This window comes from Mycobacterium sp. (assembly GCF_046095365.1).
GTDB lineage: Bacteria > Actinomycetota > Actinomycetes > Mycobacteriales > Mycobacteriaceae > Mycobacterium.
Genome location: NZ_JBJTJF010000206.1, coordinates 1 through 14,278, shown reverse-complemented (window position 1 = coordinate 14,278; position 14,278 = coordinate 1). Strand labels below are relative to the sequence as shown.

Genomic DNA, 14,278 nt, shown 5'->3' with positions numbered 1-14,278 from the left:
CCACTGCCACCGCTGCCACCGGCCCCGGCGATCCCGCCGGCGCCGGGGGCGGCGGGGGCGGCACCGGCTTCGCCGCGTTTTTCGGCAACGCCGGCGCGGGTGGCGACGGCGGACTGGCGACCGGCAGCCAGGGCACCGGAGGCGCCGGCGGAAGCGGTGGTGTGGCCGGTATCTTCGCGCTGATCGGAGCGGGTGGCGCCGGGGGTGACGCCGGGTCCGGCAGCCTGGCCGGGGGCCGGGCCGGCACCGGTGGTGCGGCCGCGCTGTTCGGCACCGGCGGCGCCGGGGGGACGGGGGTCTGGGATCAGCCCGGCGGCGCCGGCGGGCCGGGCGGCGCGCTGTTCGGCACCGGCGGGCCGGGCGGCACGGGCGGTCCGCTCGGCACCGGTGGTACCGGCGGCAGGGCCGGACTGTTCGGCAGCGGCGGCGACGGCGGTGCGGGCGGGGCACTCGGCCAGGGCGGCCAGGGCGGCCGCGGCGGTTCCCTGGTCGGTCGCGGGGGCGCCGGTGGCACCGGCGGCGTGTCGGCGGCGGGCGGGCCCGGTGGTTCGCCCGGGCTGATCGGATCGGCGGGGCCGACCGGTGCGGCGGGTCCAGCGCCCACCGTCCCGTTGACGTTCCTGCCGAAGCTCAACTACTCGACGAGCACCATCACGGTGTTCGGGACGACGGTGGACGTCGAGGTCGACACCGGGGCTCCGGGTCTGGTCATCCCCATCACCCTGCTGGAGAACGCCAGCCTGGGCCCGCCGACGGGCCAGTTCGGCGAAATCGTCTACGGCGATCCGAGTTATCAGAGGGTCTACTACCAGAACTACAACGTGCCGGTCGGCTTCCAGAACGGGATAGTCACGGCGGCGATCCCCGTCGGGGTCATCTACCGGGTGGAGTACAACGGCGGCAACGGATGGGAAGTCATCCCGCCGGACAAGTGGTCGGACCCCGAATACGCCATCGTCGCGGACATGGGTCTGGCCCCGGGACAGGCCGACGGCCTGCAGAGCCCGGTGCGGGGCCTGCCCGGCAGCCTCAGCCAGGGCATGCTGATCGACCTGTCGACGGACACCGCGCCGTCAATGACCTTCGGGCCCAACCCGCTTCAGTCTTTCGGCTCGGTCGACGGCTGGTGGTACACCGACCTCTCCTACGAGATCATCAGCCCGGCGGGGGAGTCCTCGGGCATTCAGACCGTCGAGAGGAACGGCCTCATCGACAGCGGCGGCATCGGCGGAGTGGTGTCCAGGCAGGGTCTCCCGCCGGACCTCGAGGGGCAGAAGAAACTCCCGATCGGAACCGCGGTCAAGGTGTATGCGCCCGGTACGTCCTTGACCCCCCCGACACCGCTGTACCAGACGGTGGTGACCAATGACACCGACGATGCCCTCATCACCTACACCGCCGAATCGGACTCTCTGAACACCGGTGTCGCGCCTTTCCGGCTCGGTCCCATCTACTTCTCGTACGAGACCGAGCAGGGCATGGCGTACTTCGACTATCCCTACCCGGCCCGTGAGATGAGCGCGCACCCGACAGTGAGGAGCAACCCGTGACCAAAGCCCGCATCGACTTCCCGTCCCGCATCGGCGTGTGGTGGGCCAGCGACACCTGGCCGATGGCCGCCGCCCAGGAGGTCGCCCGGGACATCGAGGCGATGGGATACGGATCGCTGTTCATCCCCGAGGTGGGCCTCAAGGACTGCATGGTGGAGTCGGCGGCCTTCCTGGCCGCCACCGAGCGGCTCGTGGTCGGCACCGGCATCGCCAACATCCACGCCCGCGTCGCCGGGACCATGGAGGGCGGCGGGCGCACCCTGACCGCGCTCTACCCCGGCCGGTTCGTGCTGGGCCTGGGTGTCAGCCACGGCCCGCTGGTGCACAACATGCTCGGGGGCACCTACACCAAGCCGCTGGCCACCATGCGGGCCTACCTGGACCGGATGGCCGCTCTGCCGGGCGCGGTCGAACCCGGCTCCGGCCGGCCCACCCGGCTGCTGGCGGCGTTGGGCCCCAGGATGATCGAGCTTTCCGGCACCCACGCCGACGGCGCGCACCCGTATCTCGTCACACCCGCGCACACCGCGACCACCCGCGAGATCCTGGGCCCGGACCGCTGGATCGTCTCCGAGCAGGCAGTGGTGGTCGGCGGCGACGACGCCGAGCAGCTGCGCCGCGCGCACCTGCACCTGGAGATCTACTCCGGCCTGCCGAACTACCGCAACTCGTGGCTGCGGCAGGGTTTCGAGGAGTCCGACTTCGTCCGGGGCGGGTCGGACCGCCTGGCCCGCGGTGTCGTCGGCATGGGCACCGCCGACCGGGCCGCGGCCAGGGTCACCGACCATCTGGACGCCGGCGCCGACCACGTCGTGGTGCAGGTCCTCGGCGACGGCACCCACGACTGGGACCCGCGGCCGTCGCTGCGGGAGCTGGCCTCCGTGCTGGGCCTGTGAACCGGTTGCGGCCTACCGCTTGAACCAGGCCCGCAGGGTGGCCGGCTCGCGGGTGTAGGACTCGTAGATCTCGCCGTGGAACAGCGCCGCTCCGCTGAGCTTGTCGTCGCCCTCCCACACCGCCCGGATCCGCACGGTGCCGCGGTAGAAGCTGTCGCTGCGGCCGTCGCTGCCCTCCCGGCGCTGCCAGTCCCGTTCGCCGGCCAGCTCGGCCACCGTCTGCCGCTCGGGGGTCGCAGTCGTCATGACGGTGAGGGTACTAGGTTGAAACCCGTGGCCGGCCCGCGCGTGGAGGTCCGCATCCCGTCTCACGGCGAGCGCCTCGCGGCCTACCTGTACCGGCCCGAGTCGCCCGCCGGGGCGGTGCCGTGCGTGGTGATGGCGCACGGTTTCTCCGGCACCCGCGACGACGCGCTGCCGGGATACGCCGAGGCCTTCCGCGACGCCGGATGGGCGGTGGTGCTGTTCGACTACCGGCACTTCGGGGCGTCCACCGGCGAGCCGCGCCAGTTGCTCGACATCGGCCGCCAGCAGGACGACTACCGGGCCGTCATCGACTGGGCCCGGCGCACCGACGGCATCGACCCGGATCGCATCGTGCTGTGGGGGTCGTCGTTCAGCGGCGGGCACGTGATCGCCGTGGCGGCCGGCGACCCGCGGATCGCCGCGGTGGTCTCCCAGGCGCCCTACACCGACAGCCTGCCGGTCATCCGCCGGATGCCGCCGGCGAATCTGGTCCGGGCGGTGGCCGCGGCGGTGCGCGACCGGGCCGGCGCCCTGCTGGGGCGGGCACCCACGCTGATCCCGGCCGCCGGCCCGCCCGGAACCTTCGCCGCCATGACCGCCCCGGACGCGATGACCGGGCTCAGAGCGATCGTTCCGCCGGAGTCGTTGTGGCGCAACGAGGTTGCCGCACGGGTGATGTTCGACCTGCCGCGCTACCGGCCGGTGCGGCTGGCGGGACGGCTGGTGATGCCGGTGCTGTTCTGCGTCGCCGACGCCGACACCACAACTCCCCCGGAATCAACCGTCAGGGCGGCCGGCCTCGCACCGCGCGGCGAACTGCGGCGCTACCCCTACGACCACTTCGCGATCTACACCGACCCGCAGGTCAAGATCGACCAGGTGGCGTTCCTGCGGCGCGTGCTCGGTGGACCAGATCGGCTGCCGCCGAACGCAATTGGCCGGCCGAACTGAGCGGGCCGCCGAAACCGACCCGGGTGTAGGCCTGACCGCGCGGGGTGTCGACCTTCAGATCCAGTCCGTAGCGGTCCACACCGGTGCACAGTGCGGACTCGGCGTCCGGGTAGCCGCCCAGCGCGCGCGCCATCTCCGCCAGCCCGGCGGCGTGGTCGGCGTTGAGGTGTTCGATCGCCCCGGCGGCCACCGTCCGCAGCGGATCCGGTGTCGCGGCGGCGTAGTCGGCCGCACTCGCCGAGTCCATCCGGCCGTAGCCGCCCACCCAGCGAACCCGCTGCACCCGCAGCACCCACACCGTGAAGTCGGTGAAGTCGACGTAGTACTTCGCGGCCGCCACCGCCTCGACGTGCGCCGCGCGGGCCGCCGCCAGTTCCTCGCCGGCCGGCCGCTCGACGACCCCGGCCAGGGTGATCCGCGGGCTGGCCAGCGGATCCGCCTCGGCGCCCGGCGCCACGACGGACAGGCTGGCCCGCGGGTCGCGGGCGAGGTTGCGGCCGTGTTCGGCCAGGTGCGACACGCACAGCACCGGCGCCCCGGCGCAGGGGCCCGTCTCGAGCAGTCCGTAGGTGACGAACGACGCCCACGGATCCCCGGCGGCGGTCAGGCTGGCCAGGGTGGCGGTGTTGGCGCAGGCGGCGATGGTGCGCGCCTCCTCGGCCGCCGACGGCCTTGCCGCGTCGGCGATCTCGGTCAGCGGCGGCGCCATGGTCGGGGCATCGCCCGGGTCGCCGTGGTCGCGGGAGGCCACGACGACGACCATACCGCCCGCGACGGCGCCGTCGTCCGGTGCAGCAGCCGCCCCCCGCCGGTGTCTGCCCGCATCCCATCACGACTCCCCGCTCCGGTGCGGGGACCCCTTGACGGCGGCGGTACCTTGTCGTGCATGGCTCAGGACTCATCTACCAAGGACTTCGCCGAGCAGGAGCGCGAACGGCTGGAAGCCGAACTGGCCGACCTGCGCCGGCGCCGGGACCAGCTGCGCGCCGACCTGCAGGGCGACGCCGAGACCGTCGGAGACCGCGGTGACGCCGCCGACGCCCTGCAGCGCGCCGACGACCTCGCCGGTGTCGAGGAGCAGATCAGCCGGGTGACCTGGCTGCTGGCCGGGGGCAACCCGCAGGTGCCGGGCCAGCTGCCCAACGGCACCCGGGTCAAGCTGCGCTTCCCCGACGAGAAGAAGGACATCGAGATGCGGGTGGTGAACTTCATCGAGGAGACCCCCGCCGGCGAGGAGGACACCACCCTGACCGCCGACAGCCCGCTGGGGCTGGCGCTGTTCGGGCGCAAGGCCGGGGAGACCGTCACCTACCGCACCCCGCGGGGGGAGCTGAAGGTCAAGCTGCTGGCCATCGAGCAGCCCTGATGCGTGCCGTCAGGGTCACCGAACTCGGTGGCCCGGCGTCGGTCGGGATCGCCGAGGTCGACGAGCCCGCCGCCGAGGACGCCGTCCTGATCGACGTGCACGCCGCCGGCGTGGCCTTCCCCGACGCCCTGCTCACCCGCGGTCTCTACCAGTACCGGCCCGAGCTGCCGTTCACCCTCGGCGCCGAACTGGCCGGCGTGGTCCGCTCGGCGCCGGCCGGGGCGCGGGTCAAGCCGGGCGACCGGGTCGTCGGCCTGACGATGATCGGCGGCGCCATGGCCGAGACGGCGGCGCTGGGCACCGACCGGGTGTTCCCGCTGCCGGACAACGTCAGCTTCGAAGCCGGGGCGGGCCTGCTGTTCAACGACCTCACCGTCTACTTCGCCCTCACGGAGCGCGGCCGGCTGGCGGCGGGGGAGACGGTGCTGGTGCACGGCGCCGCCGGCGGGATCGGAACCTCCACCCTGCGGCTGGCCCCGGCGCTGGGGGCCGGCCGGGTGATCGCCGTGGTCGGCACCGAGGACAAGGCGGAGGTGGCCCGCGCGGCCGGCGCCACCGACGTCGTGCTCGCCGACGGATTCAAGGACGCGGTCGCCGGACTCACCGGCGGCAGGGGCGTGGACATCGTGATGGACCCGGTCGGCGGCGACCGGTTCACCGACTCGCTGCGCTCGCTGGCCCCGGCCGGCCGGTTGCTGGTGGTCGGCTTCACCGGCGGGGAGATACCCACCGTCAGGGTGAACCGCCTGCTGCTCAACAACATCGACGTCGTCGGCGTCGGCTGGGGGGCCTGGGCGCTGACCCACCCCGACGCGCTGGCGCAGCAGTGGCAGGGGTTGTCGGAGCTGCTGGAGTCGGGCCGGCTGGCACCGCCGCAGCCGCAGGTGTACCCGCTCGAGCAGGCCGCCGCCGCGGTGGCCTCGCTGGAGAACCGCACCGCCCGGGGCAAGGTCGTGCTGCGGGTTCGCTGACGGCGGGAGGCACCCCATGATCGAGTGGGCGGACTGGCTTCCGCGGCAGCGCTGGTATGCCGGGCGGGACAGGGTGGCCACCTCGCTGCGGACCCACGCGGCGCTGCCACTGCGCGACGGCATCGGCATCGCGCTGCTCGACGTCGGCTACGGCGACGGGTCCGCCGACCGGTATCAGGTGCTGACGCCGTCGGATCTCGACGGGCGCTCGGCCCGGCTGCTGCTGACCCTGGTCGGGGACGGCGCGGTGTGCGGCCCGGTGCGCTTCACCAGGGAACCGGGGGCGACGCTGCCGGTCGGCGCCGAGCCGAGGGTGATCGACGCCGAGCAGAGCAACACCAGCGTGGTGTTCGGGCAGCGCGCCGTGCTCAAGCTGTTCCGCCGGGTCTGCGCCGGGGTCAACCCCGACGTCGAGTTGAACCGGGTGCTGGCCCGTGCCGGCAATCCGCACGTCGCCCCGCTGCTGGGGTCCTTCGAACTGGCCGACGACGGCCTGCCGTGGCCGCTGGGAATGGTGACGGCGTACGCCGCGGACGCCGTGGACGGCTGGGACCTGGCCACCGAAGCGGCCCGCGCCGGAACGACCGGCTTCGCCGGCGACGCCGCCCGGTTGGGTGCGGCGGTGGCGTCGGTGCACGCCGATCTGGCCCGGGCGCTGGGCGCCGCGCCGGCGACGATGCCGGTGGACCGGATGCGCGAACGCCTGGCGGCCGTCGCGGCCGCGGTGCCGGAGCTGGCCCGGTACGCGCCCGCGGTCGAGGACCGCTACCTGCGGCTGGCCGGTGCGCCGGTCGCGGTGCAGCGCATCCACGGCGACCTGCATCTCGGGCAGGTGCTCCGTACGCCGCGGGCCTGGCTGCTGATCGACTTCGAGGGAGAGCCCGGCCAGCCGTACAGCGTTCGGCGCCAACCGGATTCGCCGCTGCGGGACGTCGCCGGGATGCTGCGGTCGTTCGACTACACCGACGGCCCGGGGGACTGGTCCGCGCGCATGGGCGAGGCGTTCTGCGCGGGTTACGCGGGAGCCTCCGACCTCGACCCGCGCCGGCACGCGGAGCTTCTCGCCGCCTACGAGCTGGACAAGGCGGTGTACGAGGCCGGCTACGAGGCACGCCACCGCCCGGACTGGCTGCACGTCCCGCTGCGGGCCATCGCCCGGATGGCGGGGTAGCGGGTTCGGCCGCCGCCACGCCGGTCAGCGGGATCTGGACGTCCTGATCGCGATCTCGGAGGTCAGGGTGCGGTGCACCGGGCAGCGGTCGGCGATCTCCAGCATCCGGTCCAGCGCCGCTTCGTCGAGGTCCCCCTCGAGGGTGATCACCCGGTCGATCAGGTCGACCATGCCGGTGGCGGTCTCGCAGGTATCGCAGTCCGCCGCGTGAATCCTGCTGTGCGCCAGCGCAACCGACACGCGATCCAGCGGAATGCCCTTCCGGCCGGCGTAGAGCCGCAACGTCATCGCCGTGCACGCGCCCAGCGCGGCCAGCAGCAGGTCGTAGGGCGAGGGCCCGGTATCCAGCCCGCCCACCTCGACCGGCTCGTCGGCCAGCAGCCGGTGCGGGCCCACCGTGACCTCCTGCTGGAACGTGCCGACCCCGGTCTCGGTCACCCGCACCGTCCGCGGCCCGCCGGCCTCGGGTGCCGGCGCGGGCGCACCGGCACCGATGTACCGGGCCGCCCACGCCGCGATCACCTCGGCGGCGTAGACCGCGTCGCGGCGGCGGCCCAGCAGGTGGTCGGCGTCGTCGAGGGACACGAAGCTCTTGGGATGGCGGGCCGCGGTGAAGATCGCGCCCGCGTTGTCGATGGAGACCACCTGGTCGGTGGGGGAGTGCATCACCAGCAGCGCCTTGCGCAGCGTGGCGACGGCCTCCAGCAGGTTGTGCTCGGCCACGTCGTCGAGGAACTCCCGGCGGATGCGGAAGGGCCGTCCGCCGAGGAGGACCTCGCCCTCGCCGCGCGCGCGGATCTCGGCGAGCTGGTCGGAGCCGAACAGATCGGTGACGTGGCCGGGGTCCGACGGGGCGGCTATCGTCGCGACCGCCTCGGCTTCGGGGACTCGGCCGGCCGCGGCCAGCACCGCTGCCCCGCCCAGACTGTGGCCGATCAGCAGGGCCGGCGCGCGGCGGACCCGGCGCAGGTGGTCGGCGGCGGCCACCAGGTCGGCCACGTTGGAGGAGAAGTCGGTGTTGGCGAAGTCGCCCTCGCTCGCGCCCAGTCCGGTGAAGTCGAACCGCAGCACCGCGATCCCCCTCCCCGCCAGCGCGTCGGCGATCCGTTTGGCCGCCCTGCTGTCCTTGCTGCAGGTGAAGCAGTGGGCGAACAGCGCGTAGGCGGCCGGCTCGCCGTCGGGTGACTCCAGCAGGCCGGTCAGCTGATGACCCTGCGCATTGGGGAAATCGAAACGTTCGGCCGGCATCGGCGCCTCCCGGTGGTGAGGACCCGAAGTCTAGTGACCGGGGCGTTGTCGGTGGTCCGGTCTACGGTGGTGGCCGATGGCTTTGCATGTACACCGCGCGGAACGCACCGACATCCTCGCGGACGGGTTGGGGAACCTGCTGGCCACGCCACCGCCCGATCCGTTCGCCGAGGATCTCGTCGTCGTCCCCGCCCGCGGCGTGGAGCGGTGGCTGTCCCAGCGGCTGTCCCACGTGCTGGGCCGCGGCGCCGGCGCCGACGGGGTGTGCGCCGGGGTGGCCTTCCGCTCGCCGGCCTCGCTGATCGCCGAGATCTCCGGCACCCGCGAGGACGACCCGTGGTCGCCGGAGGCCATGACCTGGCCGCTGCTGGAGGTGGTCGACGCCCATCTGGACGACCCGTGGTGCCGCACCCTGGCCGCCCACCTCGGCCACTTCGCCTCCGGGGAGGAGCGCGAGTTGCGCCTGGGCCGGCGCTACGCGGTGGCCCGCCGGCTGGCCGGGCTGTTCGCCTCCTACGCCCGGCAGCGGCCGCAACTGCTGGCCGGCTGGCTGGACGGCGACACCGGCGGAGTCGCCGACGACCTGGCCTGGCAGCCCGAACTGTGGCGCCGGCTGGCCGACGCGGTGGCCATCGACCCGCCGCACGTCCGGCACGCGAAAACCGTTGCGCAACTGCGGGAGTCGGGGTGCGAACTGCCCGAACGGGTGTCGCTGTTCGGCTACACCCGGCTGTCGTGCACCGACATCGAACTGCTCGACGCTCTGGCCGCCCACCACCGGGTGCACCTGTGGCTGCCGCACCCCAGCGCCCGGATGTGGGACACCCTGACCGACCTGCGCGGCGTCATCCCGCGCCGCGAGGACACCAGCCACCGCCGCGTCGGCCACCCCTTGCTGGCCACCCTGGGCCGGGATCTGCGCGACCTGCAGCGCGCCCTGCCCGCCGGCGCCGCCACCGACGAGCACCTACCGGCCGGCGCCCATCCCGAGACCCTGCTGGGCTGGCTGCAGTCCGACATCGCCGCGAATGCCGTTCGGGCCCAGGGCCGTTCGCACAGCCCCGGGGACCGCTCGGTGCAGGTGCACAGCTGCCACGGCCCGGCCCGGCAGGTCGATGTGCTGCGCGAGGTGCTGCTCGGGCTGCTGGCCGACGACGAGACCCTCGAGCCGCGCGACATCCTGGTGATGTGCCCCGACATCGAGACCTACGCACCGCTGATCGCGGCGGACTTCGGCCTCGGCGAGGTGGTGCCCGACGCGCACCCCGCCCACCGGCTGCGGGTTCGGCTGGCCGACCGGTCGCTGGTCCAGACCAACCCGCTGCTCGCCGTGGCCTCGCAGTTGCTCACCCTGGCCGGCAGCCGGGTCACCGCCAGCGAGGTGCTGAACCTGATCCAGGCCGATCCGGTGCGCGCGCGTTTCGGGCTCACCGACGACGACCTCGACGACATCACCGAGTGGGTGCGCGAGTCCAACATCCGGTGGGGCTTCGACCGCGAGCACCGCAAGCCGTACGGCCTGAGCTTCATCCACCACACCTGGCGCTTCGGGCTGGACCGGATCCTGGCCGGGGTGGCGCTGTCGGACGACTCCCGGGCGTGGATCGACGCCACGCTCCCCCTCGACGACGTCGGCAGTAACCGGGTGGACCTGGCCGGCCGGCTCGGCGAGTTCGTCGACCGGCTGCAGCAGACGGTCGAGTCGCTGACCGGCACCCGCTCGCTGCGGGAGTGGCTGACCGCGGTCGTCGACGGGGTCAAGCTGCTCACCAGGGTCGACGACGCCGACGGGTGGCAGGTCAGTCAGCTGGAGCGGGAGTTCGGCGACGTGCTGGCCCGCGCCGGCTCCCGTGCCGGCATCCCGCTGCGGCTGCCCGACATCCAGCAACTGCTCAGCCGCCACCTCGCCGGGCGTCCCACCCGGGCCAACTTCCGCACCGGCACGCTGACGGTGTGCACCATGGTGCCGATGCGCTCGGTGCCGCACCGGGTGGTGTGCCTGGTCGGACTCGACGACACGGTGTTCCCCCGGACCGGGGCCGTCGACGGCGACGACGCGCTGGCCCGCGAACCGCGCACCGGCGAGCGCGACGTCCGCTCGGAGGACCGCCAGTTGCTGCTCGACGCGGTGTGCGCGGCCACCGAGACGCTCGTGATCACCTACACCGGTGCCAACGAGTACACCGGGGACCGCCGCCCCCCGGCGGTGCCGCTGGCTGAACTGCTCGACGCCCTCGACGCGACCGCCGGGCACCCCGTTCGCGAAACCATTCTGACCCAGCATCCCCTGCAGCCCTTCGACATTCGCAACGTCGAACCCGGCGGCGTGATCACCGCCGCACCCGACACCCCCTTCACCTTCGATCCGACGGTGCTGCGCGCCGCCCGCGCCGCCGCGGGCCACCGCGACGAGAGGCCGCGGTTCGCCGGCGCCCCGTTGCCGCCGCCGCCGGCCGGCGACATCTCGCTGGCGGACCTGTCGGGCTTCTTCAGGGATCCGGTCAAGGGCTTCTTCCGGTCCCTGGACTACACCCTGCCCGCCGACGTCGAGGGGGTCGACGACGCGATCCCGGTCGACATCAACGCCCTGGAGGAGTGGACCGTCGGCGACCGCATGCTCGCCGACATGCTCGGCGGGATGAGCCCGGACCGCGCGCTGAGCGCGGAGTGGTGCCGCGGCACCCTGCCGCCCGGCCAGATCGGCTGGCGCACCGCGCGCAGGATCTGCGACCAGTCGGCGCGACTGGCCGAGGCGGCCGCCGGAGTCCGGTCCGCCCCGGCGCGGGCCGTCGACATCGACATCGACCTGGGTTCGGGGCGGCGCCTGACCGGAACCGTGTCGCCGGTCTTCGGCGACCGCCTGGTCGAGGTGACCTACTCCAAACTGGGCGGCAAGCAGTTGCTCGCGGCGTGGATCCCCCTGCTGGCCTTGGCCGCCCACGATCCCGGACGGGACTGGTCGGCGGTGTGCATCGGCCGGCGGGCGAAGGGTGACGGCGCCCGGCTCGAGACGATCGGCCGTCCCGCGGCGCCCGCCCCGGACCTGCTCGGCGATCTGGTGGCCATCTACGACGCCGGTCGCCGCGAGCCGATCCCGCTGCCGCTCAAGACGTCCTACGCGTGGGCCGATGCGCGGCGCAACCACACCAACCCCGAATACGCGGCCGTTTTCCACTGGCGCTCCAACGACAACTTCCCCGGCGAGGACAAGCAACCGGCGCACGCCCGGGTCTGGGGAGCAGGCGCGCCGCTGTCGGAGCTGACCGGGCCGGTCCGGCCGGGCGAGGAGCACGACGGTGAGAACACCCGCCTGGGCGCCTACGCGGCGCGGCTGTGGCTGCCGATGCTGAACGCATTGCAGGGGGGCCGATGACGACCTTCGATCTGCTCGGGCCGCTGCCCGCGCCGGGATCCACCACCGTGCTGGAGGCCAGCGCCGGCACCGGCAAGACCTTCGCGCTGGCCGGTCTGGTCACCCGCTACATCGCCGAAGGCGTCGCCGGACTCGACCAGATGCTGCTGATCACCTTCAGCCGGGCCGCCACCCAGGAACTGCGCGACCGGGTCCGCCGGCAGATCTCCGAGGCCCTCGCCGCGTTCGCCGAGCCCGGCACCGCCGGCGAGAACGAGTTGGTGCGCCACCTGCTGACCGGCACGCCCGCCGAACTCGCGGCCCGCAGGGAGCGGCTCGGTGACGCCCTGGCCGGTTTCGACTCCGCCACGATCGCCACCATCCACCAGTTCTGCCACCTGGTGCTGGCCTCGCTGGGGGTGGCCGGCGACAGCGACTCCGGGGTGCAGTTGGTGGAGAGCCTCGACGAACTGGTCGTCGAGATCGTCGACGACCTGTACCTGGCGCGGTTCGGCCGGGACAAGGACGAGCCCCCGCTGCCCTACAAGAAGGCGCTGAAGATCGCCCGCGAGGTGGTGGGCAACCCGTCCACCCAGCTGCGCCCGCTGGTCGCCGACGCCGACAGCTACGCCGCGGTGTGCCTGGAGTTCGCGGGCGCCGTGCGCGCCGAGATCGAGATCCGCAAGCGCCGCCAGGGCGTCCTGGGCTACGACGACCTGCTGACCCGGCTCGCCGACGCGCTGGAGGCCGACGACGCCCCGGCCCGGGGCCGGATGAGCCGGCGCTGGCCCATCGTCATGGTCGACGAGTTCCAGGACACCGACCCGGTGCAGTGGCGGGTGATCAACCACGCCTTCGCCGGGGCGTCCACCCTGGTCCTGATCGGCGACCCCAAGCAGGCGATCTACGCCTTCCGCGGCGGGGACATCCACACCTACCTGGACGCCGCGGGCTCCGCCGGCGACAAGCAGACCATGGGAACCAACTGGCGCAGCGACGCCGCACTGGTCGATCGCCTGCAGGCCGTGCTGCGCGGGACCAGCCTGGGCGACCCGCGCATCGTGGTCCGCGACGTGGCGGCCCACCACCGGGGCAGCCGGCTGGCCGGTGCGCCCGTCGCGGACCCGTTCCGGTTGCGGGTGGTGTCCCGGGAGACGTTCGGCAAGAGCGGCGACAAGCTGATCGGCATCGACGATCTGCGGTCCTACATCGGCCGCGATCTGGCCGGCGACATCGCCGCGCTGCTCGCCGGCCGGGCCACCTTCGACGGCGAGCGGGTCCGGGCCGGCGACATCGCGGTGATCGTCGAGAAGCGCAAGGACGCCAGGGCCTGCTTCGCGGCGCTGACCGACGCCGGCATCCCGGCCGTCTACACCGGGGACTCCGACGTGTTCAGCTCCGAGGCGTGCGACGACTGGCTGGCGATGCTGGAGGCGTTCGACCAGCCGCACCGCTCCGGCGTCGTCCGCGCGGCGGCCACCACGGCCTTCTTCGGCCACACCGCCGAAGACCTTGCATCCCAGGGAGATTCGCTTACCGACACCGTCGCCGAGACGATCCGCGAGTGGGCCGACCATGCGCGTTCCTGCGGTGTCGCCGCGGTGTTCGAGGCCGCCCGGCTCAGCGGGATGGCCGACCGCATCCTGTCCTACCGCGACGGCGAGCGGTACATGACCGACATGGCGCACGTCACCCAGCTGCTGCAGCAGGCCGCCCATCGCGAGCACCTGACCCTGCCCGCCCTGCGGGACTGGCTGCGGGACCGCCGCGAGGAGCGCGGCAGCGACACCGAGCACAACAAACGGCTGGACCGGGACGCCGCGGCCGTGCAGGTGATGACCGTCCACGGCAGCAAGGGCCTGCAGTACCCCATCGTCTACCTGCCCTTCGCGTTCAACCGCAACATCCAGCAGCGCGACGAGATCCTGTTCCACGACGACGGGATCCGCTGCCTGCACATCGGCGGCAAGGGCAGCCCGGACCATTCCGCGGCCGCGCTGCTCGGCCGCCGGGAGGCCGCCGGCGACGACAGCCGGTTGATGTACGTCGCGATGACCCGGGCGCAGGCCCAGGTGGTGACGTGGTGGGCGCCGTCGCGCGACGAACCCAACGGCGGGCTGTCCCGGCTGCTGCGCGGCCGCCGGCCGGGGGACACGGCCATTCCCGACCAGTGCTCCACCAAGACCGTCACCGACGCCGAGGCCCTCGAGCGGTTCCGCGAGTGGCAGGCGGCCGGAGGCCCGGTGGTCGAGGCCGCGCAGATCACGCCGCCCGCGGCGATTCCCGCCGCCCGGGAGGCCGAGAGCCCCGCGGTGCGCCACTTCCACCGCGGAATCGACACCACCTGGCGGCGCACCTCATACTCCGGTCTGGTGCGCGCGGCCCAGGAGGCGGTCGGGGTGAGCAGCGAACCGGAGGTCGTCGAACTCGACGACGAGGTCGCCGACATAGCGCTGGCCACCGCCGCCGAGGCCGGCGCCGACCTGCCCTCGCCGATGGGCGGCCTGCCCACCGGCGCGAAGTTCGG

At 73.5% G+C, this 14,278-nt stretch carries 10 protein-coding genes and 1 pseudogene; 8 read left to right on the top strand and 3 right to left on the bottom strand.

The window, feature by feature from the left end; translation table 11 throughout:
- Together ACKOQ4_RS16165 and ACKOQ4_RS16160 are read left to right on the top strand one after the other, a co-directional pair.
- Nucleotides 1-1,550 (top strand): annotated as a pseudogene (locus ACKOQ4_RS16165) (hypothetical protein); the annotation flags it as partial.
- Nucleotides 1,547-2,446, top strand: a complete 900-nt coding sequence (locus tag ACKOQ4_RS16160; protein ID WP_526293604.1) for an LLM class F420-dependent oxidoreductase — start codon at nucleotides 1,547-1,549, stop codon at nucleotides 2,444-2,446. The pseudogene ACKOQ4_RS16165 and the gene ACKOQ4_RS16160, both read left to right, overlap by 4 nt.
- A 12-nt stretch (nucleotides 2,447-2,458) precedes the next feature.
- On the opposite strand, the gene ACKOQ4_RS16155 is transcribed toward ACKOQ4_RS16160, so the two are convergent.
- Nucleotides 2,459-2,692: a hypothetical protein gene (locus ACKOQ4_RS16155; RefSeq protein WP_526293603.1), complete on the bottom strand. Its 234-nt coding sequence runs from the start codon at nucleotides 2,690-2,692 to the stop codon at nucleotides 2,459-2,461.
- 27 nt (nucleotides 2,693-2,719) lie between these two features.
- Here ACKOQ4_RS16155 and ACKOQ4_RS16150 point away from each other — a divergent pair, with 27 nt between their 5' ends.
- Nucleotides 2,720-3,643, top strand: a complete 924-nt coding sequence (locus ACKOQ4_RS16150) for an alpha/beta hydrolase (protein ID WP_526293602.1) — start codon at nucleotides 2,720-2,722, stop codon at nucleotides 3,641-3,643.
- Here ACKOQ4_RS16150 and ACKOQ4_RS16145 read toward each other — a convergent pair.
- The gene (locus tag ACKOQ4_RS16145) at nucleotides 3,558-4,394 is read right to left on the bottom strand and encodes a HugZ family pyridoxamine 5'-phosphate oxidase (protein WP_526293601.1); all 837 of its coding nucleotides are present in this window, start codon (nucleotides 4,392-4,394) and stop codon (nucleotides 3,558-3,560) included. The two genes, ACKOQ4_RS16150 and ACKOQ4_RS16145, sit on opposite strands and share 86 nt — an antisense overlap.
- A gap of 135 nt (nucleotides 4,395-4,529) precedes the next feature.
- On the opposite strand from ACKOQ4_RS16145, the gene ACKOQ4_RS16140 reads away from it, so the two are divergent.
- Genes ACKOQ4_RS16140 through ACKOQ4_RS16130 form a run of 3 tightly spaced genes read left to right on the top strand, consistent with a single transcriptional unit; the run spans nucleotide 4,530 to nucleotide 7,151 of the window.
- Nucleotides 4,530-5,009, top strand: coding sequence for a GreA/GreB family elongation factor (locus tag ACKOQ4_RS16140; RefSeq protein WP_526293600.1), 480 nt, complete (start codon nucleotides 4,530-4,532; stop codon nucleotides 5,007-5,009).
- On the top strand, nucleotides 5,009-5,980 hold the full coding sequence (locus tag ACKOQ4_RS16135; RefSeq protein ID WP_526293599.1) for an NADPH:quinone oxidoreductase family protein: 972 nt from the start codon (nucleotides 5,009-5,011) through the stop codon (nucleotides 5,978-5,980). Before ACKOQ4_RS16140 ends, ACKOQ4_RS16135 begins: the two co-directional genes overlap by 1 nt.
- A 16-nt stretch (nucleotides 5,981-5,996) precedes the next feature.
- The gene (locus ACKOQ4_RS16130; RefSeq protein ID WP_526293598.1) at nucleotides 5,997-7,151 is read left to right on the top strand and encodes a maltokinase N-terminal cap-like domain-containing protein; all 1,155 of its coding nucleotides are present in this window, start codon (nucleotides 5,997-5,999) and stop codon (nucleotides 7,149-7,151) included.
- A gap of 24 nt (nucleotides 7,152-7,175) precedes the next feature.
- Here the strand turns inward: ACKOQ4_RS16130 and ACKOQ4_RS16125 are convergent, their stop codons facing one another.
- Nucleotides 7,176-8,399 (bottom strand): bifunctional alpha/beta hydrolase/OsmC family protein, encoded by a 1,224-nt coding sequence (locus ACKOQ4_RS16125; RefSeq protein WP_526293597.1) that lies wholly within the window; start codon nucleotides 8,397-8,399, stop codon nucleotides 7,176-7,178.
- Nucleotides 8,400-8,475: 76 nt separating this feature from the next.
- Between ACKOQ4_RS16125 and recC the strand changes: the two genes are divergently transcribed.
- Both recC and ACKOQ4_RS16115 read left to right on the top strand, forming a co-directional pair.
- Entirely contained in the window at nucleotides 8,476-11,772 is a 3,297-nt protein-coding gene (gene recC / locus ACKOQ4_RS16120; RefSeq protein WP_526293596.1) for an exodeoxyribonuclease V subunit gamma, read from the top strand.
- Nucleotides 11,769-14,278, top strand: a 2,510-nt coding sequence (locus ACKOQ4_RS16115; RefSeq protein ID WP_526293595.1) for a UvrD-helicase domain-containing protein, incomplete at its 3' end; no start/stop codon positions are given. The genes recC and ACKOQ4_RS16115, both read left to right, overlap by 4 nt.